We start from the raw sequence: 20,683 nt of genomic DNA, 5'->3' as shown, positions 1-20,683 counted from the left end.
CTTATTGAAGTTCAAGCTCTTCAACAAAACGAAGGTCAAAGATATCCTTCTGCTCGAGTCTTCTCGAAATATATCCAAGTTCTTTCAAAACATCTACAAATCTCATGGTGGAACTGATATATTCTTCTGATATGCCTGCTGAGTATTTTGGTGACACTTCATACATCTCTTTCACAAAATCGGCATCTATTATCTCAATGGTCCCGGCAACAAGCCTTGATGCATCTTCGGGATTCTCACTAATGAATTCACATGCTTTTTCATGCAACTGTATGAACTTCAAAAGAGTTTCAGGCGAGTTCTCGATCATTTCGCTGGTTGCAACTATTCCGTAGCTTGGATTGTCAGGCCACAGCTTTTCAGGTGGGATCACCATCTTAGCATCACAGTATCTTTTTGCTACAACGGCCAGTGATGGTGTACCGACTGCAACTTTGATCTCCCCGTCAGCTATAGCTTCTGGGATCATGTCTGCCCACTCATAGTTGAGAACATCAATCTCATTTTCAAGGCCTGCTTCTTTGATAAAGTTCCTGATGATCACATCATGAATTGATCCGGAAGGTGGACAGGCTATTAAATGTCCTTTAAATTGTTCCAAAAAAAGTGTCTGGTCATTCCTGCATTCTTCGAGGGTATGGAATTCAGGAGTGGCTATCATAACTGTGCCTTCTACATGACCGCCTGCAATGCACCTGACATCCAGACCGCGATCGATCCCTATCATTGTGGGGGGGAGTCCGATGTATCCGATGTCAAGCTCGTCGTTCTCGAATGCACGGACGATCGCAGGTCCTCCACCGAAAAGTTTCCATTCCGGTTCAATGCCTGCTTTTTCAAGCCAGTCCATCCCCATAAGTATGAATGAGGTGTGGTACATGGTAGAAAGATGTCCGATTCTCAATTTCATAATAGGTTCACCACTTTAATTCACAACGAAAAGGAATTGCAGGCCTTTGTTTCGATCTTTTTTGTATCGATCTGGCCTGCACTGAGATCTTTTTAAAGATCATCCTCCGCTGACTGCAGGAAGTATTGATATCTCATCGGAATCGGTTATTTTTGTGTCAAGTCCTGAAAGGTGTCGTATGTCTTCACCATTGACATAGACATTGACAAACCTTCGAACTTCTCCTTCATGAAGCAGGCGTCTTTCGAACTCCTCTCCATATTCACCGGTCAGTTTCTCAAAAAGGGCCTTTATTGTAGTATCGCCCAGATCGATGTTTGTCGACCTTGTTCTTGTTATGTTGTTCAGTGCTGATGAAAATCTTATGGATACCATTTTTAGTTCACCTCTTGATGTGTTAGTTGTTGCTTTTTGGAATATTGTTAAACTTCTTTGTAAATTCTGAATATGAAGGCCTGATCGATCCAGGTCTTTCAAGTGCTCCGGCAATAGTATCCTGTGCTTTTAGACCATTACCTGTTACATATACTACTGTTCTTTCATCGGGGTCAATATGGCCGCTTTCTACAAGGCTCTTAAGTCCTGCAACCGTTGTTCCGCCGGCAGGTTCTGTGAAAATTCCTTCAGTACTTGCAAGCAGGCGTATAGCCTCAAGTATCTCTTCGTCCGTTACGGATGCAGCATAACCTCCTGAACCCAGGATCGCCTGCTTTGCATAATATCCGTCTGCGGGGTTTCCTATAGCCAGACTGTGGGCTATTGTGTCGAGTTCCCTTATCGGGATGACCTCTGCATCGTTCCGGACGGCGGTCGATATCGGAGAACATCCGGTAGGCTGTGAACCCGAGATGCGTACCTCACTTCCCCCATCTATAAAGCCTATATTTTCAAGTTCCCTGTAACCCCTTGTCAATGCGCATAGCAGTGCTCCGCTTCCAAGTGGTGCAACGATGTGGTCAGGAGCATTCCAGCCGAGCTGCTCCGCAGTTTCGAAGGCAAGTGTCCTTGAACCTTCCGTATAATATGGTCTGATATTGATGTTGACAAATGCCCAGTCGGGATTCTGGTCAGCGACCTCACTTGCAAGGCGGTTTGCATCGTCATAGGTTCCCTCGACTGCTATTATGTTTGGGTCGTATGTGAGCATCTGTGTTATCTTCCCGGTCTCAATTGATGAAGGTATGAATATGTATGCAGGAATTCCTGCTTTTGCAGCATGTGCTCCAACAGCAGATGCAAGATTGCCTGTTGATGCACATCCAATTGCAGTAGCACCGAGTTCCAGGGCCTTGCTGACAGCCACCGAGGTCACTCTGTCCTTGAAAGAATTAGTGGGATTGACAGAATCATCAAGGATGTATAATTCCTTGAGTCCCAGTTCTTTACCAAGGTTCTTTGCATGATGCAGTTTATTGTATCCTGCTCCAAGATCAACATAGTTCGTACCATCTATAGGAAGCAGGTCCGCATATCTCCAGATGGATGGTGGTCCGCCGGCGATCTTCTCCTTGCTTACATTGTCCTGTACCACGTCCCAGTCGTAGTGCACTTCAAGCGGTCCGAAACATTCGTAGCATGTATTCTGGATACCGGCTTCATATTCAGCACCACATTCTCTACATTTTAAACCAATTACTTTGCTCATTTTGTATCTCTCCTCATATTATGATTATTAATTATTCGTAATAATAACGCTTTATAATATTACCATTAGTTATTAGGCAATAATTGCCTGGATCTTCTTATGGGGTCTAATGCTATTGTTTTTAAGAACATGGGGTAAATGTAAACAAAAATGAGCAAAATTGCCGCTTTCTATACCTATTTATCAGGAAGTTACATTTTTTTGAAAATGCTGAGGCGAATTTCAATTTGCAGCATAACATTGTACCATGATTGTGGTATGCTGTGATTTCTGGAATTCTGAATGATCTATTATTTCTAAGGGAGGTAAGAATGTTAGGAGATTTTACTGAAGAACAGATCCGGCGGTATTCGAGACATATAATACTGCAGGAAGTTGGTGGCAAGGGGCAACAGAAACTGTTGTCGTCAAAAGTGCTCTGTATAGGTGCAGGAGGCCTTGGTTCTCCCATTATACAGTATCTGGCAGCTGCCGGTGTAGGGACTATCGGTATTGTTGATGATGACGTTGTGGACCTTAGCAACCTTCAAAGACAGGTCATACATGGGGGCAATGTGGATATTCCAAAGGTCGAATCCGCAAAACAATATGTTGAGAACCTCAATCCTGATGTAAAGGTCATAACCTATAAGGAAAGGATCAGCCCTGAAAATATTCTTGATATCATAAAAGATTACGACATCGTAGTGGATGGTTCTGACAATTTTGCCACCCGATATCTGGTAAACGATGCATGCGTGCTTACAAAAAAACCTCTTTCACATGGAAGCATCTTCCGGTTTGAAGGACAGGTCACAACGATCCTTCCTGATGAAGGGCCATGTTACAGGTGTCTTTTTGAGCATGCTCCACCTGCTGGAATGGTCCCGAGCTGTCAGGAGGCCGGGGTCATCGGAGTACTTCCTGGGATAATTGGCGTCATCCAGGCAACCGAGGTCATAAAATACCTTCTGGGATTCGGAGATCTGCTAAAAGGCCGGCTTATATTCTATGATGCATTTGGCATGTCATTCGATGAGATAAAGGTCCGCAAGAACCCAACGTGTCCGGTATGTGGAAATAATCCGTCGATAACATCAATTGAAGATGAGAACTACCAGCAGGGAGGCGGGGTCTGTAGTATTGGCTAAGCCCTGTCAAATGACAGATCTCTAAATATAGGATTTAAAGTATCATAAATCAAAAGTTCAAAATGTCAAAAGGAATGAATATCAGACCTTGCGGACATATATGTTGAAGATGCCTCCCTTTTCTTCAACCGCAAGAAGTACATTCCCTGTCTTTTTTGTCCACGTAGCAATGTTCTGAGGGGTCATGGCTTCATTTGCTATGACCAACAGCACCTCACCTGTCTCCAGCTCATCCATTAATTCTTTTGTTCTGATAAGTGGATACGGGCAGCACTGTCCTCTCACATCAAGTTCAAAGTCTGCTATTATTTTATCCATTTGAATCAACCATGATTACGATCTGTTTTATATTGTAGATATTCAATGAGGCAATATTTACATTGTTCCTGTATGATTACAATGTTATCCTGACTTTTACTCATGGGTGGTTCTTACATTTATAATTGTAGCTACATATGCGTCTATTTCATTTTGTTCAATCTTCCCGGAGTTCATTCCATATATATAATTAGCAAAAACAACATTCTTGAATATGTATGGGTGATGATTATGAACTTCCTGAAAACGAGGGGTTTGAAGAACTTATTAAGTACACTGTTCCTGGCTATTTGATGGGCATTGCAGCAGGCATTTTCCTTGATATGCAGGGCTATCAGACAAATCCTGTGGGGCAGTGGCTGGTCAGGACCCTTTCAGGTGAAGGCGAAAGCATACTTGAGGGGATCTATTCGATAAGGCAGCGATTTATTGGAGGTGCGGGCACAATGGCTGAAGCCTATGGCTGGGGGAAGCTATTCGGGCTGGCAGTTCCATGGATCATCGATCTTGCAAGTCGTCTTGCAGGTGTTGATGTTTATGGTGTTGAGGGGTTCTACATTCCTTACTTCTATGCGCTTAGTGACCAGATAGGGGCCAACATATCAGGCATGTTTTTCCTGAGAAGGAAAGAAGGAGGTTGGGGAGCAGCATTCAGCAGGTATGTACGTCATCCCGTTATGCTCGCAAGTCTTGCAATAATTGTGATCGTACCTGTGGGACTTTTGCTCTTACGGTTATATGGTTTTAGCCCAACCACCCAAACATTTACTGCCCTTGAGACCATTGTGGCAAACCTATGCTGGGTTCCACCTCTTGTGGGCTGGTATGTTCAGAGAAAAAGAGGCATCTGAGGATATTATATGGCAAAGGATGATGTAAAGAAGGTCGTTGAGAGGTATATTGCCTCCGGCAGGGCTGAAAAGGATGTTAGCAAGAAAGAGCATTATTTCAGGATGGCTCTTCAGTTGCAGCCCAAGAATGTACATGCATTGAATAACCTGGCTCTTCTTTTACAGCAGCAACGCAAGTTCAGGGACGCTGTGAACCTTTATGAGAAGATCCTGAGCATAGGTGTAGTGGCAAAACCCTATCCTGTATATTATAATATCTCAATTTGCCTGAAGAACCTTGGTAATCTTGAAGGTGCAAAGACCTACGTAAACAGGGCACTGGGAATAAAACCCGGTGATGAGATGTTACTGGAATTGAAAGAAGAGATCGAAGACCTTTTAAGCAGTGCCGCAATGGGATCTGGTCCCAAAATGACCTCTGCCTCTCCGGCGGTCGGAGAGGTTTATGACCACTGGTATCCTCCTGCTGTCTCGACACTTGTAAGCCAGATATATTATGCTGACTGGAACGATTACAAGTATCATCGTGGGCTGGGAGAGACCGACCTTCATGAAAAGGTTGTCAGGGACAAACTGGAAAAGCGAATCTATTGCTGCAGTTCCTGTCGCTATTTCTCTGCAGGGACATGCAGGAAAAAAGGGAAAGCTGGCAGGAAGGTTATGTCTGATTCCATATGCAAGCAATTTGTTCCTCAAAAGGGTCTGTGAAATTAATTTAAATATGGAGGGATAATATCTTTTTAATTTCATAACATTCATCCTTTTTCACAACAGCAGAGTTATTTTCCGAGAAAGCCAATTTTATTTTTCAATACTCGTCTATTTATCGAAATGTTTATCTATTAAGTAGTTGTACTCTAATTTGCCTTTAGAAGAGAACGCTGAGGCCATTCCTGAACACAAACAAATACTATTGTACCACCAACATATTCCCCCACTCTACTCAAAGTTCTCTTCTAGTGGTTCCATTCAAAAGATTTATTACAATTATATAGCTAATTTTTGATAGTAGTGGTGATCAATATGAAAGTCATGTCTTTAATTTTGAATAGTCTATCGAATAGTTTTTCAGCCCCTCCTTATAACATGCTGTTACGGCCTGTTCTTGCATTGCTCTTGTTGCTCCTGTCATTATCTGTTTTGATAAACCCGGTCTCTGCAGAGACTTTGGTGATCATGTCCCCGGATCAGCAATCTGTGGATAGGGGGTCTGAATTTGTTGTCTATGTGTATGTAGAACCAGATGTGTCTATCTCGGGGATGCAGTTCGACCTTCATTTTGATGGCTCTGTGATCAATGTAAAGAGCATATCCGAAGGTGATCTTTTTAGCAGTACTGCAACTACATTTTTCAGTGAAGGTACTATTGATAATGCGGCAGGTAGTGTCATATATTCACATGGTGTGATTCTTGGGAAAGAAGAAGTTACGAGCCCCGGCATACTTGCGACTATCGTTTTTGAGGGTGTCGGAACGGGCATTACGGATATTGATCTTGAAAATGTCATAATAAGTAATTCAAGCGGTTCGGCAGTTCCGATATCTGTTAATGGTGCCTTTGTGACAATATCCGATACAGCTTCTTCCGGTGTGAATTCCGGAGGTACGGGCTCAGGTGGTGGCGGTGCCGGCGATTCAGGTGAGCTATTTAAGAATATTGAGTCACGGTATGTGTCTGAGAGAACAGTCGCCAAGGGTATGAACCTTTCTTATACTTTCAGTCAGCCAGATAATCCGGTTGTGAACGTTAATTTTACACCACTCAAAAGTTCCGGTTCAGTAAAAACCACGATTGAGGTCTTAAAGGACAGATCTGCTCTTGTTGCAGAAGATCCCGATGGTCTTGTTTACAGGAACATGAATATATGGGTAGGCAAATACGGCTTTGCAACACCTGCGAACATTGAGGCCATGACCATTGGATTCAGGGTAGATAGCTCATGGATGAGGTCAAATGATGTAAATTCATCTGCGATCAGACTGAACAGGCATTCTGACGGAAAATGGGAAGTTCTTCAAACCATGGTTACAGGCGAGGAAGACGGGTATGTTTACTTTGAATCATCTACTCCGGGTTTTTCACCATTTGCAATAACTGTGGTCACATCAGAAGATGGATCTTCGGGAGACTCAGCACAGGGTGTTGATGGTATCCTTTCAGATGGATCGGACATTGATGGTGGTGAAGATCAAAACCTTGGCCAGAATATGGTTATGTTGCTTTTTATTGCTTTCCTATTCCTGGCTGTAAAGCGTGGCAGAGATATCTGATCTCTGTCATATTTTATTTCAGATGATGTTTCTTTTTTGAGTATTTTACGAGTATTCCCTTTGTCCACTTCGAGGAAAGGAGTTCTATCAACAGGAAATATGCGATAACAATCAAAAATAGGAGGAAATGATGAGAATGATCCGGAAACAGGTCAGTCTATCTTGATAATACTGTCAGTGTTGTAAGATTCTATAGCTGCGAGTGCAACTTTCAATGCATGCTTTCCATCAACACCTGATTCCAGTGGTGTCTTTCCTTCCCTGATACAGGTGATGAAGTGCTCAAGCTCTTTTTGAAGTGGTTCAGCTTTCTCGACTTTTGCATCTCTTATCCATTTTTCATCGTGGATCGTTACAGTCTGGTCTACATAGTCCAGATAGCCAACACCTTCCACTCCGATGACCTCCATTTTTCTCACTTTGTGCGGAGTCAGCCAGTTAATATTTACAACACCTGCCTGCTCTTCACCAAATCTGAGCATCATGGATGCATGATCTTCTTTGGAGTGAATGTCCTTTCCTGCAATAGTATAGACCTCTGATGCATCACTGCCGTAGAGGTATGCTATGGCATCGATATCGTGAACTCCGAGATCGAGGATGATCCCCACATCCCTTATCCTTGGATTGTAAGGGCCAACCCTTTTTGTTGAAATAGATACGATCTTCCCAAGAAGTCCGCTATCTATTATTTCTTTCATCTTTGTTGTTGCAGGATTGAACCTCTCTATCTGCCCGACCATAAGGATAACACCGGCCTTATCGGCAGCTTCTATCATCATGTCCGCATTTTCAAGAGTATCAGCAATCGGTTTTTCCACAAGTACATTGGTATCTGCATCTATAGCATCCAATGTCACATCTTTATGGAGTGTTGTCGGAACAACAATACTTACTGCATCGAGATTCTCTTTTAAAAGCTCTTTGTGGTCGGTAAAGGCCTTTACACCATATTTCTCGGCCATTTCTTCGACCCTGTACCTGTCAACATCAGAGATCCCTACAAGGTCAACTCCTTCCATTTCACTGTAGATCCTGACATGGTGCTGCCCCATTGCACCGATACCGATTACTCCTACGCGCAACATTTTATTTTACTCCCGCAATTACATTTTCAATTATTTGCTCAATATCCTGCTCTGAAACACCGGGGTGTACAGGTAATGAGATTACTTCCTTAGCAGCTTTTTCGCAGACCGGCAGATCACAGTTGTACCTTGCTTCGATATATGTTGGCTGCATATGTATCGGTATCGGGTAATACACACCGGTCCCAATTCCGCTTTGTTTTAAACAGGCAACTACCTCATCGCGGTTTTTGACCCTTATGGTATATTGGTGGAACACGTGATCACACCCTTTCCTTATCACCGGGACTGTGACCCCGGGTATGTCTTTGAGTCTTTCAGATAGCTTTGATGCATTCCTCTTACGTGCATTGTTGTATCCCTCGAGCTTTTTAAGCTGAACCAGCCCGATCGCAGCTGCAATATCTGTCATCCTGAAATTATATCCTATCATTTCATGGAGGTAGCGTTCCTGTGATCCGTGTGCACGTATCATCCTTGCTTTTCTTGCGATCTCACTGTCATTGGTGGTAATGATCCCGCCCTCGCTGGTGGTCATGTTCTTTGTAGGGTAAAAACTGAATGCTCCGGTTCCGAAAGATCCCACTTTCTGACCATTGTAAGTTGCCCCATGGGCCTGGCATGCATCTTCAATAATTACGAGGTCATGGTCATCTGCAATTTCATTTATTGCCTTCATTTCGGCAGGGTGGCCGTAGAGATGCACCGGCATCAATGCCTTTGTATCTCTGGTTATGCTGTTTTCTATCAGATCGACATCAATGTTAAATGTCTCAGCTTCTATATCAACGAACACTGGTTTTGCACCTGTGTAAGCAATGCTGTTAGCAGTTGCTATAAAGCTGAATGATGTTGTGATGACTTCATCGCCTTTTCCGATTCCATGTGCCAGCAATGCTGTATGGAGGGCGGCTGTGCCGGAGTTCACAGCGATCGCATGTTCTGCACCAATATAATCAGCGAAAGCAGATTCGAATTCTCCAACCCTTTCACCTTCTGCTATGATTCCTGATGCGAGCACTTCCGATACTGCATCTATCTCTTCATTTCCAATGTCAGGCTTTGCTATCGGGATCATTGTCTTGCTCCTGTGCTATTACTTCTTTAGTAATTGATCTATCAGATCCTGTTAAGTGAATGCATTTCCTCTGGCAGTTCGTGTATCTTTGCGGGACAACCCACTGCAAGTTTCCATGGCGGGACATCTTTTGTAACCAGTGCACCTCCTGCCACGAAAGCGCCTTCCCCTATCTCAACTCCCGGAAGTATGGTGGCATTTGCACCGATGGATGCTCCTCTTCGAATAACGGGTCCTTCAGGTCTGTACTCTTTGCGTATCGGATATTTGTCGTTTGCAAGTACTGCACACGGTCCGATGAAGACATTGTCTTCGATCGTCACGTGAGTTGGGATGTAGACATTGCCCTGAATGCTGACATTGTTTCCAATGGTTACATTCCCATCGATGATCACATTGGTTCCTATCAGGACATTATCTCCGATGGTGGTGTTCTCGCGTATCATGCAGTTGTGTCCTGTCCTGAAATTGCTGCCTATTTTGACATTACTGAAAACAGTAGAATTCGGTCTTATGAAAGCTCCGGGTCCGATCTCGCATCCCTGGAAATCAGCTTCTTCTATTTCTTTCCCACTTTCAAGTATTCCGGTTAGTATCCCGTTTTCTGGATATCCGATCTTCACGTCCTCAAGCAACACTGAATTGGTTCCGACAGTACTGGATCCATATATCTTTGCAGAACTGTGTATGTTCAAAATATTATCTCCCCAATGATTCCCCTCATAACTCCCCGGGAATGATCTCCTTTATTATCTATCATTTCTGAACTATAAAAAGGTAGCACTTTTACATTCCGGTTCAAAGTTTAGTTTGCTATTACAATTAACTAAACTACTTTCTGATTGATGCTGGATGGTAACGATTATTAATGTTTTCCATTTTCTGTTCTTTTATAATCTATTGGATTTTGCCAAATCCTTTATATGTATAAACTGCAATTCCACCCTCTATGTTTACTATTCTGACAGGGTCACAGTTTGGTGATGAAGGAAAAGGAAAGATCGTGGATCTGCTTTCAAAAGACTACGATCTTGTCGTCAGGTTTCAGGGTGGCGACAACGCCGGCCATACGGTAACAGTTGGTGAAGATGTCTATAAGCTCCATTTGATACCTTCCGGGTTCTTGCTCGATTCAAGGGTCCTGATCGGTCCTGGTACTGTACTGAACCCTGTGGTTCTGGCAGAGGAGATCGATATGCTTGCAGAAGGTGGTGTGGAAGTCCACTCCGATAAGCTTGGGATCGATGCTAAGACCAGTATCATTATGCCATACCATATTGAGATGGATGGTCTTCGTGAATCATCCCGTGAGGAGAAGATCGGTACTACCAAGAGAGGTATTGCTTTTGCGTATATGGACAAGATCGCAAGGGATGAGATCCGCATGGGCGATCTGGTAGATTCCGAGAGACTTATGAGCAGGCTTTCATCGCTAACATCTTCCAAAGAGGCAGCTATAATGGAGCTTGGCGGAGATCCTTCTATTGTGACCGATAAGGAACTTATTGATAAGTACCTCAAACTTGGTCAGAGGCTGGCACCTTATATTACTGATGTATCCTATGAGATCAACAAAGCCATTGAGGATGGAAAGAATGTGATGGCTGAGGGTGCACAGGGTACACATCTTGATGTTATTCACGGCACTCAGAAATTTGTTACATCCTCGAGCACTATCGCAGGTTCAGCATGTGCAAATCTTGGTGTTGGTCCTACGAAGGTGGATGAGGTTCTGGGTATTGTCAAAGCTTATATTACCAGGGTAGGGGAAGGTCCTCTTCCAACAGAGCTTGATGATGAGGCAGGAACGCATCTTCATGATGTGGGCCATGAGTTCGGTACCACTACAGGCAGGTCCAGAAGATGTGGCTGGTTCGATCTCCCACTTTTGAAGAAGGCGATTTTCCTTAATGGCTATACAAGTGTCGCATTGACAAAACTTGATGTACTGACAGGTCTTGAAACGATCAGGATCTGTGTGGCCTATGATCTTGACGGGGAACGACTTGAGTATCCGCCGATCGATACTTCCGATCTTGCAAGATGCAAGCCTATCTATGAAGACATGCAGGGTTGGTCTGATGATCTTACTGATGTCAAGAGCTATGCAGATGTTCCTGAACTTGCCCGCAATTATGTAGAAAGGCTCGAAGAATTGATGGGTGTACCTATTGACTATGTATCCGTAGGGCCTGGCAGGGAGCAGACTTTCAGGAAATAATGTCCTGTTGATCACACATTATATTGTATGAGTAGGGTTGGATATACGGGACTGCCGAAACACGTATATACTAACCGATAAATTACAACCCTATTTCCATGCACAAATTATGGTAGATAATTATACTTGCTGGCGGCAAGTTTATCGACTAAATCAAATACAAACAAAAATCCAATCAATACATTTCATTCCAAGGAGGATAAAATGACTACAGCATACGATGTTCCTGCTGCAGATATTATTGCAAAGTTGGCAGAGAAGTTAAAAGAGAACGATCAGATCAATGCTCCAGAATGGGCAGCTCACGTTAAAACAGGTGTTCACAAGGAAATGCCACCTATTGATAGCGAATGGTGGTACACCCGCTGTGCCGCTATCATGAGGACAATCTACATGGATGGTCCAATTGGTGTCCAGAGGCTCAGGTCCGTCTACGGTGGTAAGAAGGACAGGGGAGCAAACCCATCCAAGAAGGTAAAGGGAAGCGGATCCATTGCAAGGGAAGTAGTCCAGCAGCTCGAAAAAGCAGGCTTTGTACGCGCATTGAAGAGCGGAAGGGTAATTGCCCCTGCAGGCCAGTCACTTCTTGACAACACAGCAGTTGAGGTCAAGAACGAGCTTGTCGAGACCATTCCAGAACTTGCAAAGTACTAATTGAGTTTTAAGGGAGTCGATCTCCCTGCTCAGATACATAACATTTGCCTTGTAATGGTTCCGCGGGGCCATTTATGATCAAAATCGGAAAGGAAGTGATGAAGTAATGGTGGACGATCTTGAAGCTATTCGTAGGAAGAGACTTGCTGAAATGCAACAACAGCAAGCTGCTGCATCTCAGATGGATAATGATGCCCAGGTTGCATTTCAGCAGGAACAGGCACAGGCTGAGAGGGAAGCACAGGTACAGGCGATCCTTCGTCAGATCATGACCCCTGAGGCACGTGAGAGGCTTACTCGCCTGAAATTATCACGTAAGGAACTGGCTGAACAGCTTGAATCCCAGCTTGTGATGCTAGCCCAGAGTGGTCGCCTGCAGTCCCGGATAGATGATGAAAGGCTCAAATTGCTTCTTTCACAGATGCAGCCTAAAAAACGTGAACCTACCATCACACGTATGTGAACATGAAAGCTCAGGTACTGTTCAGTGGAGGAAAAGACAGTTCATTGTCTGCAATACTGCTTGACCCTTTCTTTGATGTCGAACTTGTGACCTGCAGTTTCTCGGTCCTTCCGGTTGGTGAAATTGCAAAGGTTGCTGCAGATGAGCTGGGTTATTCCCACAGGGTACTGGAACTTGATAAAGGTATATTGGAATCGGCTCTGGATATCATCATAGAAGATGGATATCCAAGAAATGCTATCAATTACATACACCGGACTGTGGTCGAGACCCTTGCAAAAGAAGAGGACGTCTCTTTGATTGCAGATGGTATCAGGCGTGATGATCGTGTTCCAAGGCTTACTGATGCAGAGGTTCGGAGCATAGAGGATCGGTTTGGTGTAAAGTATGTCTGCCCTCTTCAGGGGTATGGCAGAAGTGCTGTGAATATGCTGGTGAGCCGGTATTTGATCATCGAGGAAGGTCAAAGTGACAGCATTGCAAAAGCGGACTATGAGACCGAGCTTCGTGAACTGATAAGGCAGCAACATGGTGATGAAAAAGTACTTGAGATCTTTCCGGAACATGTTCAGTCGAGGGTTGTCGGGCGTATCTGATGAACCCGGATCAGGCAATTCATTGTGTATCAGTGTTTGAAGGCAGGAATTGGTCGTATATAGATTAATAATTTATAGGATAATCGATTTATAGACGCAAATCTTTTAGATTGGCGTTACAATTAATCAAATCACAGGTGAGATAAGTGAGCCACAATACAAAAGGACAGAAAATTAGGTTGGCAAAGGCGCATAACCAGAACCAGCGTGTTCCAACCTGGGTTATCATAAAGACTAACAGACAAGTTGTTAGCCACCCTAAGAGAAGACACTGGAGAAGAAATAGTTTAGATGTAAAGTAAGGTGATGACAATGGCAGAAGACGCGGTAAAGGAACAGATATACACTATTCCACTTCGTGAGGCAAAGCTTGCACCAAGGTGGAAACGTTCCAACAGGGCAGTTTCACTTGTCAGGAAATTCCTGATAAGACACATGAAGGCAGAGCCTTCACAGATCAAGATCGATGCTTCCATCAACCAGAAGGTTTGGGAAAGAGGTTCTCAGAAGCCACCATCCTCAATACGCATTCGTGCAGCTAAGTTCGACGATGGTGAAGTTCAGGCAGAACTTGCCTGATACTTCTTTCTATTGATGGATATTATTCAACAAAAGCGTAAGGACAATAATGATCAGAACAGTGAACATTTATGACAATCCCGTATTAGGGGTTTTTGCCACATGCACTGAAGATGTGGCAGTTGTTCCTATCGGTACAACTAAGAAGGTTGTTGATCTGCTTGCAGAGCTACTTGATGTAAAGGTGGTCTCTACATTGATCAATGGTAGTACTGTTGTAGGTTCTCTTTCCAGGGGCAACTCTAATGGTTTTTTACTATCCAGGGATGCCAGTGTCAACGATCTTAAAGATGTTGACGTCCCTGTGGAAGTGCTTCCAGACAGGCTCACAGCCACTGGAAACGTGATCCTGGCAAATGATACGGCTGCACTCGTGCATCCGGAGGTCAGTGACAGGTCAATGGAGATCATATCAAGGGTTCTTGGTGTTGATGTTCACAGAGGCACGATCGCCGGTCTCGGCACTGTCGGAATGTCCGGAGTAGCTACTAACAAAGGTCTTCTGGTTCACCCTATGGTGACACAGGAAGAACTTGCCCATCTTGAAGAAGTGTTCGACCTTCCGGTAGATGTGGGAACCACAAATTATGGTTCACAGGCAGTAGGTTCAGGATTACTGGCCAACTCAAAGGGTTATGTAGCAGGCTCCAATACGACTGGCCATGAACTGGGCAGGATCGAGGATGCCCTGTTCTTAGATTGATCATATTATTGTCTTAAATAAATATTATAAAACAGGTGATTCCGTATGCAGAATTATGTTGTCAAAGGCACATTCAAAGCAGGTCTTTCTTGGGAAAAGTTCACAAAGACCATTGAGAGCCAGAACGAGAAGAACGCCCGCGAAAAGACGTACTCTATCTTCGGCAGTAAACATGGTCTCAACAGGTCATTGATCAAGATCGAGAGTGTCGCAGAGGCGTGAGGCACATGTCAGAAATAAGTGAGCAGGATGTGAGAAATCTCGCAGTTCAGCACCGTGAGCTCCATCAGCAGGCAGAATCCATCCGCCAGCAGATGGGAATGGTTCAGCTATCTCTCGAGGATTGCACACGTGCCATAGCAACTATTGATGAACTTGACGCAGTTTCAGGCAGCATCAATACAATGCTTCCACTGGGGGGCGGGACATTTATACATGCAAATGTTTCTAATGTCGAAAAGATCGTTGTTGGTCTTGGTGCAGGGGTCAGTGCAGAGAAATCCCCGGCTGAAGCAAAGGAACTCCTTAACAGGCGCAAAGAAGAGCTTGGCAAGGTCGTTGAACGCCTGAATGGATCACTCTCTCAGATAGGACAGCGTCTCCAGTCCATAGAGTCTATGATTGGAAGCAGAGGTCCTCAGTGAACCTGTTCATGAAGTTCTGATACTCTTTTTACTTTTTATTATTTTTAGGGATGAGTTTGCGTGTTCAATAAACTCAAGGATAAACTCAATAGTTTCAAGCAATCGATCGGTAAGACCATCGACGAAAAAGCAGTTGATCTTGAAGAGCCGATAGTAGAGACTTTAGAGGAACCTATTGAAGCATCCATAGAAGGACCTGCAGAAGAACCGGTCACTGAAGTTGTCAAAGAAACACCTTCCGAAACGGCGAGGGAAGGGCCCAAAGCTTCTGAAAATGAATCAGTCGCTACAGAATCCCGGGTCCCGGAGAAACCCTCCTTCAAGCAAAAGATAGGGTTTGCCCAAAAGGCAAAAGCGCTCGTCTTTGAAAGGGAGGTCATCCTTGATGAAGACGATATCAGCGATGCTCTCTGGGAACTGGAAATGGCGTTGCTTGAAAGCGATATTGCCATATCTGTGGCTGAAGCGATCGTTGAAGCCGTCAAAGAGGAGCTTGTGGGTAGCCGTAAAAAGATAGGAAGCAATACCGGTCAGCTGGTGGAGCAGGCTCTCAGGAACGCTATCTACAATGTGATGGCAGCCAATGTCTTTGATCTTGATGAATACATTAAGAACGCTGACAAGCCGGTACATATCGTTTTCATCGGGATCAACGGTACGGGTAAGACTACCACCATTTCAAAGATGGCAAAAAGACTCAAAGACATGAAATATTCTGTTGTTATTGCGGCAGGTGATACTTTCAGGGCCGGAGCGATCGATCAGATAGCCATCCATGCGGAAAGGATTGGTGTCAAGCTTATCAAACATCAGGAAGGTGGAGATCCCGCAGCAGTCGTCTATGATGCTGTACAGCATGCAAAGGCCAACCGTGTGGATGTAGTTCTTTCTGATACAGCAGGAAGGATGCATACTAATGTCAATCTCATGGCCCAGCTTGAGAAGGTCTGTCGTGTAAGTTCACCTGATCTTATCATATTTGTTGATGAAGCGGTTGCAGGCAATGATGCTGTGGAACGTGCAGAACAGTTCAACAGCGCTGTCCCTATCGATGGGTCCATTCTGACCAAAACAGATGCAGATTCAAAAGGTGGTGCTGCGATCTCAATTGCATATATCACCGGCAAACCTATCCTCTTCCTCGGAATGGGTCAGGGGTATGACGATCTTCAAAAGTTCGATCCGCAGTGGTTCGTGGATCAGTTGTTCGAATGATCGGGATTTTCTCACGAAAGCTCCCGAAAACGATCCATTATATGGAATTTGTATCGAAAGAACAAAACAAAAACAGGTTCATAACAAAAAAGGTCTTTGGGATATGATCTCCCAAAGACCTTCTCTATTATTTTTTGAATTACTTCTATTGTTGCATTCAGATCATATCAGGTGCTATCAGTCATTTCTGCATCCGTTCTTAATGTCCTTTGCAAGCTCTTCAAGACGTTGGTTGACATTTTCCCCGGATGCTATTATATCCACGAAAGCGGATCCTACAATTACTCCATCAGCTCCTGCTGAAACCACTTTTAAAGCCTGTTCTCCGTTGGAAATCCCAAATCCGACTGCCTTTGGTACATCGGTCTTCACCCTTGAAAGTATCTGTGCGGTCGCATCTGTTACATCTGAACGTGCCCCTGTGACTCCAAGTCTTGATACGATGTAGACAAACCCGGAACATTTCTCCAGTATCATCTTTATCCTTTGATCTGTTGTTACCGGTGATATCAGGAATATCAGGTCAACATCCTTATTTGCACAGGCTTTCGCAAGATCTTCACTTTCCTCTGCAGGCAGATCCGGTATTATAAGTCCGCTAATGCCTGAGCTAACACAATCCTCTACGAACTTCTCAAGGCCACGCTGGAATACCAGGTTGTAGTATGTCATGCAGACAAGAGGTACATCCACATTCAGGGATGCAACAAGTTCAAAATACCTGTCAGGGTTCATTCCGGCTTTCAGTGCTCTCTCGGATGCTTCCTGTATGGTAGGTCCGTCCGCAACCGGGTCTGAGAATGGCAATCCCAGTTCGATGATATCTGCACCGCCTTTTATCAGTGCATCCACGATCCCGGGAGTTGATCCGATATCCGGATCGCCTGCACAAACGTATGACAACAATGCAGCTTCATTTTTTGCTTTAAGTTCATTGAATTTGGTAGATAGTTTCATATTACTCACCCAGGTCGATCTTTCGAACAGCTTCAAGGTCCTTGTCGCCTCTTCCTGAAAGGTTGATCACCACAAGCTCGCCGAGCTCTCCTGATCCTGCAGCTTCCATGACATGTGCCACTGCATGTGAGGACTCCAGCGCAGGGATGATTCCTTCCATAAGGCTGAGCTCATGGAATGCCTTGAGTGCCATATCATCATTTGCAACACGAGGTGTGATCCTGCCAATGTCTGCAAGGTATGCCAGCTCCGGCCCCACTCCTGAGTAGTCCAGTCCGGCAGAGACAGAACTTGATTCCAGGATCTGTCCGTATCTGTCCTGAAGGATCCTGGTTCGAGCTCCCTGAAGCACACCGTCCTCTCCCACAGAAAGGGATGCAGAGTGAAGTGCAGCTTTTTCCGTGCATTTCATGCCGCTACCTCCGGCTTCCACAGCAACGAGCTTCACGTCTTTCTCTTCAACGAACGGGTGGAATATTCCCATTGCATTGCTGCCTCCGCCTGTACAGGCTACTATTGAATCCGGGTATCGTCCTTCTTTTTCCATTATCTGCTGTTTGACCTCATTTCCGATCACGCTCTGGAAATCCCTTACCATCATCGGATATGGGTGTGGTCCAACTACAGAACCTATGAGATAATGCGTGTTCTCAACATTTGAGACCCAGTCCCTTAATGCCTCGTTAATTGCATCCTTGAGCGTCTTTGAGCCGGATTCTACCGGGTGGACAGTAGCTCCCATAAGTTCCATGCGGTAAACGTTCATTCGCTGCCTTACGGTATCCTTTGCTCCCATATATACGTGGGTCTGGAATCCCATGTTGGTGCCGGCCATGGCAGTTGCAGTTCCATGCTGTCCTGCGCCGGTCTCAGCTACAAGTCTTGTTTTTCCCATATATTTTGCAAGAAGTGCCTGGCCGATGGTGTTGTTCAGCTTGTGTGCACCGCCATGGACAAGATCCTCTCTTTTCAGGTAGATCTTGACCCCGTACTTTTTGCTCATGTTCTTTGCATAATAAAGTGGGGTTTCACGTCCGGCAAAGTCTTTGAGATAGTAGTTCAGTTCCTTAAGGAATTCGGGGTCGTTCCTGTATTTTTCATATCCTTCCTCGAGTTCCTCAAGGGCCGGCATAAGTATCTCCGGGACAAATTGTCCTCCGTACTTGCCATACTTTGGTCCACTCATATCATTTCCTCCTCATTGTCATTTGTACATGTTTCAAGAGCATCAACGAGCTCCTTTGTCTTATTGTATATGTCGCTATTTTTCACAATTGATGTTCCGATGAGTATAGCATCGGCACCAGAAGAGATCATCCTTCTAACGTCATCTGTAGTATGTACGCCGCTCTCGCTTATAATAAGGTGTTCAGTATTGGTTCTGCTGTCATGTTCTTTTATAAGTGGTATGAGTTCTTCTGTCGTTGAAATATCAGTCTTCATTGTTGTGAGGTCCCTGTTGTTGATACCAATGATCTTCGCAGATGTCTCAAGAGCATTGAGTAATTCCTCTTTGTTGTGTACCTCTACCAGGGGTTCGAAACCTTTTGAACGGGCAGACTGGATGAACTCTTCAAGCTTATCGTTCAGGATGCCTGCGATGAGCAAGATCAGGTCACTTTTGACTTCGTCGAACTGTGCCTTATCGATTATGAAGTCCTTCCTGAGGACGGGTAAGGCTACGTTCTCCCTGACTGATCTAAGGTTCTCTATGGACCCTTCAAAGAATTCGGGCTCCGTCAGAACGGAGATGGCAGCTGCCCCTGCTCTTTCCATTTCCATGGCAATTCTTTTTGCTTCTGCAGGATCGATTTTCCTTATCTTCATTGAGGGCGATGCCGGCTTTACCTCGGAAATGATTGGGGCTTTTCCTTCCTGCTTTTTTGATAATATTGAATTTATGATGTTCTGTGTATTCCTGGCTGTATCGTGGGCAGAAATAAATGGAAGGACTTCATCGCTTTCAGTATTATGAAGTTCTCTGACCCGAGTTTCAGTTGAATTGATAATATCATGTATTATTGAATGCATAATAACCACTTATGTACAACAATGTTCAATTATGTACATAAGTTTATGTGCATATATAGTTTGCGGATCAAGGCAAGCGGTCAAGAATTTTCCTGATCTTCTTTGTCTTTTTGTAGAATGCTGAAGTATCCTTGAGGAAATTAGCAGCTATCAGCCCCTTATCTGTTATGACGTATCCTCCTCTCTGTACTTTTTCGGCAAGACCTTCAAGCTGGAAAACATTTTTCATCTTGCTTCCTATGCTTCCACGATCTGCGATCTGGTCCGTGTACTCCCTGATCTGAGAGAACTCCGTGATCTTCCCTTCATTCTTCTTGAGCACAAGCAGTATGATACGATATTGGATATCTCCTGGTCCCTGATTGATCCCAAGGGACTGGTAGAATTCTGCAACCTCTTTCTCATGATTGATATCGATCGCTTCAGGCATTTGTATTTACCTCGAGATCGTTTTCTTCTGCTTCATTGTATGGTTTATACTTCTTTTCTTCGATCCCGAGTCTCTCCTGCAGCGTCATTGGCGGGAAATATGCCAGATATGCAAGCACTGTTCCGATCAGGATGAATATTCTTGCAACCAGTTGCAGTACATCGATGTTGGTTATCATATCTATGAGCATGAAGTCTATGACAAAGGATATTGCTACAAGCAGCAGTGTTGTGTGGTAAAGATGTTTTTTTTGGACTCTCCTTAGAATCATCAATCCCATTATTCCCAATATCATTGCAGTTGGCAATATGAAAAGCCCTGCAAGATAGATCTCAATAGCAATATTGCTATTTATTGTTATGAGGGATGACCAGTATGAAACCTGTGGTTGCATGATTCCCTTGTCGAAAAGGAATGCAAGATATGTTAATCCGAATGTTGCGAAGATCGATCCAGTAAGTGTGCTTGTCTTTTTATTTCCTGTAAGTATATATATCAATGTATATACCAGGGGTACCGATGTGAAAGCGAAAGGAACCGCTGTTGCATAATAGATCGCCATATCAAGTTCTGTATTCCCGGAATAAGCAGCTACCATGCGAAATGCTGTGAACAAATATGTGGATGAGATAAGTGCCCAGAGTATCATAAGTGCTTCAAGTGTTGGTTTTGTGTTATTGTTCCATAAGGTTTTGGTCTTCAGGATAACTACTGTGAACGTTATTGATATAATTGTGATGGCGAAACATATCGTAGTATTTAAAAGCAGCCCTGCACTCATCTTATCCCCTTTTTAAATAAATAATAACTTTCTGATATATATTTTTTAATTATGTCGGATTTGTATCTGTTCTTTGTTTGAATTTTCAAACCGGAGAGTATTTATATCAAATATCTCA

General features: G+C 44.1%; 26 protein-coding genes. 14 read left to right on the top strand and 12 right to left on the bottom strand.

Annotated features, from left to right (window positions below; all coding sequences use genetic code 11):
* Position 1: 1 nt before the first annotated feature.
* The 3 genes from ACR3I3_RS11800 to thrC form a co-directional block, all read right to left on the bottom strand.
* The gene (locus ACR3I3_RS11800) at positions 2-910 is read right to left on the bottom strand and encodes an ABC transporter substrate-binding protein (protein ID WP_440952440.1); all 909 of its coding nucleotides are present in this window, start codon (positions 908-910) and stop codon (positions 2-4) included.
* 99 nt (positions 911-1,009) lie between these two features.
* Entirely contained in the window at positions 1,010-1,285 is a 276-nt protein-coding gene (locus ACR3I3_RS11795; protein WP_440952439.1) for a MoaD family protein, read from the bottom strand.
* Between the two features lie 22 nt (positions 1,286-1,307).
* Positions 1,308-2,555: a threonine synthase gene (gene thrC, locus ACR3I3_RS11790; protein ID WP_440952438.1), complete on the bottom strand. Its 1,248-nt coding sequence runs from the start codon at positions 2,553-2,555 to the stop codon at positions 1,308-1,310.
* 311 nt (positions 2,556-2,866) lie between these two features.
* Between thrC and moeB the strand changes: the two genes are divergently transcribed.
* A complete protein-coding gene (gene moeB, locus ACR3I3_RS11785) occupies positions 2,867-3,685 on the top strand; it encodes a molybdopterin-synthase adenylyltransferase MoeB (protein WP_440952437.1) in 819 nt (272 codons plus the stop codon).
* Between the two features lie 81 nt (positions 3,686-3,766).
* On the opposite strand, the gene ACR3I3_RS11780 is transcribed toward moeB, so the two are convergent.
* Positions 3,767-4,003, bottom strand: coding sequence for a sulfurtransferase TusA family protein (locus ACR3I3_RS11780; RefSeq protein WP_440952436.1), 237 nt, complete (start codon positions 4,001-4,003; stop codon positions 3,767-3,769).
* 218 nt (positions 4,004-4,221) lie between these two features.
* Here ACR3I3_RS11780 and ACR3I3_RS11775 point away from each other — a divergent pair, with 218 nt between their 5' ends.
* The 3 genes from ACR3I3_RS11775 (at position 4,222) to ACR3I3_RS11765 (ending at position 7,125) form a co-directional block, all read left to right on the top strand.
* Positions 4,222-4,854, top strand: coding sequence for a hypothetical protein (locus tag ACR3I3_RS11775; RefSeq protein WP_440952435.1), 633 nt, complete (start codon positions 4,222-4,224; stop codon positions 4,852-4,854).
* Positions 4,855-4,863: 9 nt separating this feature from the next.
* Positions 4,864-5,562 carry a tetratricopeptide repeat protein gene (locus ACR3I3_RS11770; protein WP_440952434.1) on the top strand — a complete coding sequence of 233 codons (699 nt, stop codon included), beginning with the start codon at positions 4,864-4,866 and terminating at the stop codon, positions 5,560-5,562.
* A gap of 468 nt (positions 5,563-6,030) precedes the next feature.
* Positions 6,031-7,125, top strand: a complete 1,095-nt coding sequence (locus tag ACR3I3_RS11765; RefSeq protein ID WP_440952433.1) for a PGF-pre-PGF domain-containing protein — start codon at positions 6,031-6,033, stop codon at positions 7,123-7,125.
* A gap of 152 nt (positions 7,126-7,277) precedes the next feature.
* Here the strand turns inward: ACR3I3_RS11765 and ACR3I3_RS11760 are convergent, their stop codons facing one another.
* Genes ACR3I3_RS11760 through ACR3I3_RS11750 form a run of 3 tightly spaced genes read right to left on the bottom strand, consistent with a single transcriptional unit; the run spans position 7,278 to position 9,986 of the window.
* Positions 7,278-8,213 (bottom strand): UDP-N-acetylglucosamine 3-dehydrogenase, encoded by a 936-nt coding sequence (locus tag ACR3I3_RS11760; RefSeq protein ID WP_440952432.1) that lies wholly within the window; start codon positions 8,211-8,213, stop codon positions 7,278-7,280.
* Position 8,214: 1 nt separating this feature from the next.
* Positions 8,215-9,291, bottom strand: coding sequence for a DegT/DnrJ/EryC1/StrS family aminotransferase (locus tag ACR3I3_RS11755; RefSeq protein WP_440952431.1), 1,077 nt, complete (start codon positions 9,289-9,291; stop codon positions 8,215-8,217).
* Between the two features lie 41 nt (positions 9,292-9,332).
* Positions 9,333-9,986, bottom strand: coding sequence for a DapH/DapD/GlmU-related protein (locus ACR3I3_RS11750; protein ID WP_440952430.1), 654 nt, complete (start codon positions 9,984-9,986; stop codon positions 9,333-9,335).
* 254 nt (positions 9,987-10,240) lie between these two features.
* Between ACR3I3_RS11750 and ACR3I3_RS11745 the strand changes: the two genes are divergently transcribed.
* The 10 genes from ACR3I3_RS11745 (at position 10,241) to ftsY (ending at position 16,366) form a co-directional block, all read left to right on the top strand.
* Positions 10,241-11,512, top strand: a complete 1,272-nt coding sequence (locus tag ACR3I3_RS11745; RefSeq protein ID WP_440952429.1) for an adenylosuccinate synthase — start codon at positions 10,241-10,243, stop codon at positions 11,510-11,512.
* 204 nt (positions 11,513-11,716) lie between these two features.
* Positions 11,717-12,166: a 30S ribosomal protein S19e gene (locus tag ACR3I3_RS11740; RefSeq protein WP_440952428.1), complete on the top strand. Its 450-nt coding sequence runs from the start codon at positions 11,717-11,719 to the stop codon at positions 12,164-12,166.
* Between the two features lie 106 nt (positions 12,167-12,272).
* Positions 12,273-12,629, top strand: a complete 357-nt coding sequence (locus tag ACR3I3_RS11735; protein WP_440952427.1) for a DNA-binding protein — start codon at positions 12,273-12,275, stop codon at positions 12,627-12,629.
* 2 nt (positions 12,630-12,631) lie between these two features.
* On the top strand, positions 12,632-13,225 hold the full coding sequence (locus ACR3I3_RS11730) for a DUF7411 family protein (protein WP_440952426.1): 594 nt from the start codon (positions 12,632-12,634) through the stop codon (positions 13,223-13,225).
* 146 nt (positions 13,226-13,371) lie between these two features.
* Complete coding sequence (locus ACR3I3_RS11725; RefSeq protein WP_082087259.1) at positions 13,372-13,527, top strand: 50S ribosomal protein L39e; 156 nt, start codon at positions 13,372-13,374, stop codon at positions 13,525-13,527.
* Positions 13,528-13,537: 10 nt separating this feature from the next.
* Entirely contained in the window at positions 13,538-13,804 is a 267-nt protein-coding gene (locus tag ACR3I3_RS11720; protein ID WP_440952425.1) for a 50S ribosomal protein L31e, read from the top strand.
* Between the two features lie 49 nt (positions 13,805-13,853).
* Complete coding sequence (locus ACR3I3_RS11715; RefSeq protein ID WP_440952424.1) at positions 13,854-14,507, top strand: translation initiation factor IF-6; 654 nt, start codon at positions 13,854-13,856, stop codon at positions 14,505-14,507.
* A gap of 45 nt (positions 14,508-14,552) precedes the next feature.
* The gene (gene rpl18a, locus ACR3I3_RS11710; RefSeq protein ID WP_440952423.1) at positions 14,553-14,729 is read left to right on the top strand and encodes a 50S ribosomal protein L18Ae; all 177 of its coding nucleotides are present in this window, start codon (positions 14,553-14,555) and stop codon (positions 14,727-14,729) included.
* 5 nt (positions 14,730-14,734) lie between these two features.
* Positions 14,735-15,151 carry a prefoldin subunit alpha gene (gene pfdA, locus ACR3I3_RS11705; protein WP_440952422.1) on the top strand — a complete coding sequence of 139 codons (417 nt, stop codon included), beginning with the start codon at positions 14,735-14,737 and terminating at the stop codon, positions 15,149-15,151.
* 60 nt (positions 15,152-15,211) lie between these two features.
* Positions 15,212-16,366 (top strand): signal recognition particle-docking protein FtsY, encoded by a 1,155-nt coding sequence (gene ftsY, locus ACR3I3_RS11700; protein WP_440952421.1) that lies wholly within the window; start codon positions 15,212-15,214, stop codon positions 16,364-16,366.
* A gap of 177 nt (positions 16,367-16,543) precedes the next feature.
* Here ftsY and trpA read toward each other — a convergent pair whose 3' ends face one another.
* The 5 genes from trpA to ACR3I3_RS11675 form a co-directional block, all read right to left on the bottom strand.
* Positions 16,544-17,323, bottom strand: a complete 780-nt coding sequence (gene trpA / locus ACR3I3_RS11695) for a tryptophan synthase subunit alpha (RefSeq protein WP_440952420.1) — start codon at positions 17,321-17,323, stop codon at positions 16,544-16,546.
* Between the two features lies 1 nt (position 17,324).
* Positions 17,325-18,509 carry a tryptophan synthase subunit beta gene (gene trpB, locus ACR3I3_RS11690; RefSeq protein WP_440952419.1) on the bottom strand — a complete coding sequence of 395 codons (1,185 nt, stop codon included), beginning with the start codon at positions 18,507-18,509 and terminating at the stop codon, positions 17,325-17,327.
* Entirely contained in the window at positions 18,506-19,354 is an 849-nt protein-coding gene (locus ACR3I3_RS11685; protein WP_440952418.1) for an indole-3-glycerol-phosphate synthase, read from the bottom strand. Before ACR3I3_RS11685 ends, trpB begins: the two co-directional genes overlap by 4 nt.
* A 67-nt stretch (positions 19,355-19,421) precedes the next feature.
* Positions 19,422-19,784, bottom strand: a complete 363-nt coding sequence (locus ACR3I3_RS11680) for a hypothetical protein (RefSeq protein WP_440952417.1) — start codon at positions 19,782-19,784, stop codon at positions 19,422-19,424.
* The gene (locus ACR3I3_RS11675; protein ID WP_440952416.1) at positions 19,777-20,565 is read right to left on the bottom strand and encodes a hypothetical protein; all 789 of its coding nucleotides are present in this window, start codon (positions 20,563-20,565) and stop codon (positions 19,777-19,779) included. The genes ACR3I3_RS11680 and ACR3I3_RS11675 overlap by 8 nt, the downstream gene beginning before the upstream one ends.
* Between the last annotated feature and the right edge of the window lie 118 nt (positions 20,566-20,683).

This window comes from Methanococcoides mangrovi (assembly GCF_052057775.1).
In the GTDB taxonomy this organism is placed as follows: Archaea; Halobacteriota; Methanosarcinia; order Methanosarcinales; family Methanosarcinaceae; genus Methanococcoides.
Note: the sequence above shows the minus strand (reverse complement) of the source record. Positions and strands in the feature narration are given on the sequence as shown.

Excerpts from the sequence above, each read along its gene's own strand:
- ACR3I3_RS11680 (WP_440952417.1), bottom strand. The coding sequence starts at position 19,784 with ATGCCTGAAGCGATCGATATCAATCATGAGAAAGAGGTTGCAGAATTC.
- ACR3I3_RS11780 (WP_440952436.1), bottom strand. The coding sequence starts at position 4,003 with ATGGATAAAATAATAGCAGACTTTGAACTTGATGTGAGAGGACAGTGC.
- moeB (WP_440952437.1), top strand. The coding sequence starts at position 2,867 with ATGTTAGGAGATTTTACTGAAGAACAGATCCGGCGGTATTCGAGACAT.
- rpl18a (WP_440952423.1), top strand. The coding sequence starts at position 14,553 with ATGCAGAATTATGTTGTCAAAGGCACATTCAAAGCAGGTCTTTCTTGG.
- ACR3I3_RS11735 (WP_440952427.1), top strand. The coding sequence starts at position 12,273 with ATGGTGGACGATCTTGAAGCTATTCGTAGGAAGAGACTTGCTGAAATG.
- ACR3I3_RS11775 (WP_440952435.1), top strand. The coding sequence starts at position 4,222 with ATGGGTGATGATTATGAACTTCCTGAAAACGAGGGGTTTGAAGAACTT.
- ACR3I3_RS11740 (WP_440952428.1), top strand. The coding sequence starts at position 11,717 with ATGACTACAGCATACGATGTTCCTGCTGCAGATATTATTGCAAAGTTG.
- trpB (WP_440952419.1), bottom strand. The coding sequence starts at position 18,509 with ATGAGTGGACCAAAGTATGGCAAGTACGGAGGACAATTTGTCCCGGAG.
- ACR3I3_RS11745 (WP_440952429.1), top strand. The coding sequence starts at position 10,241 with ATGTTTACTATTCTGACAGGGTCACAGTTTGGTGATGAAGGAAAAGGA.
- ACR3I3_RS11730 (WP_440952426.1), top strand. The coding sequence starts at position 12,632 with ATGAAAGCTCAGGTACTGTTCAGTGGAGGAAAAGACAGTTCATTGTCT.
- trpA (WP_440952420.1), bottom strand. The coding sequence starts at position 17,323 with ATGAAACTATCTACCAAATTCAATGAACTTAAAGCAAAAAATGAAGCT.
- thrC (WP_440952438.1), bottom strand. The coding sequence starts at position 2,555 with ATGAGCAAAGTAATTGGTTTAAAATGTAGAGAATGTGGTGCTGAATAT.
- ACR3I3_RS11800 (WP_440952440.1), bottom strand. The coding sequence starts at position 910 with ATGAAATTGAGAATCGGACATCTTTCTACCATGTACCACACCTCATTC.
- ACR3I3_RS11720 (WP_440952425.1), top strand. The coding sequence starts at position 13,538 with ATGGCAGAAGACGCGGTAAAGGAACAGATATACACTATTCCACTTCGT.
- ACR3I3_RS11755 (WP_440952431.1), bottom strand. The coding sequence starts at position 9,291 with ATGATCCCGATAGCAAAGCCTGACATTGGAAATGAAGAGATAGATGCA.
- ACR3I3_RS11675 (WP_440952416.1), bottom strand. The coding sequence starts at position 20,565 with ATGAGTGCAGGGCTGCTTTTAAATACTACGATATGTTTCGCCATCACA.
- ACR3I3_RS11685 (WP_440952418.1), bottom strand. The coding sequence starts at position 19,354 with ATGCATTCAATAATACATGATATTATCAATTCAACTGAAACTCGGGTC.
- pfdA (WP_440952422.1), top strand. The coding sequence starts at position 14,735 with ATGTCAGAAATAAGTGAGCAGGATGTGAGAAATCTCGCAGTTCAGCAC.
- ACR3I3_RS11795 (WP_440952439.1), bottom strand. The coding sequence starts at position 1,285 with ATGGTATCCATAAGATTTTCATCAGCACTGAACAACATAACAAGAACA.
- ACR3I3_RS11715 (WP_440952424.1), top strand. The coding sequence starts at position 13,854 with ATGATCAGAACAGTGAACATTTATGACAATCCCGTATTAGGGGTTTTT.
- ACR3I3_RS11770 (WP_440952434.1), top strand. The coding sequence starts at position 4,864 with ATGGCAAAGGATGATGTAAAGAAGGTCGTTGAGAGGTATATTGCCTCC.
- ACR3I3_RS11765 (WP_440952433.1), top strand. The coding sequence starts at position 6,031 with ATGTCCCCGGATCAGCAATCTGTGGATAGGGGGTCTGAATTTGTTGTC.
- ACR3I3_RS11760 (WP_440952432.1), bottom strand. The coding sequence starts at position 8,213 with ATGTTGCGCGTAGGAGTAATCGGTATCGGTGCAATGGGGCAGCACCAT.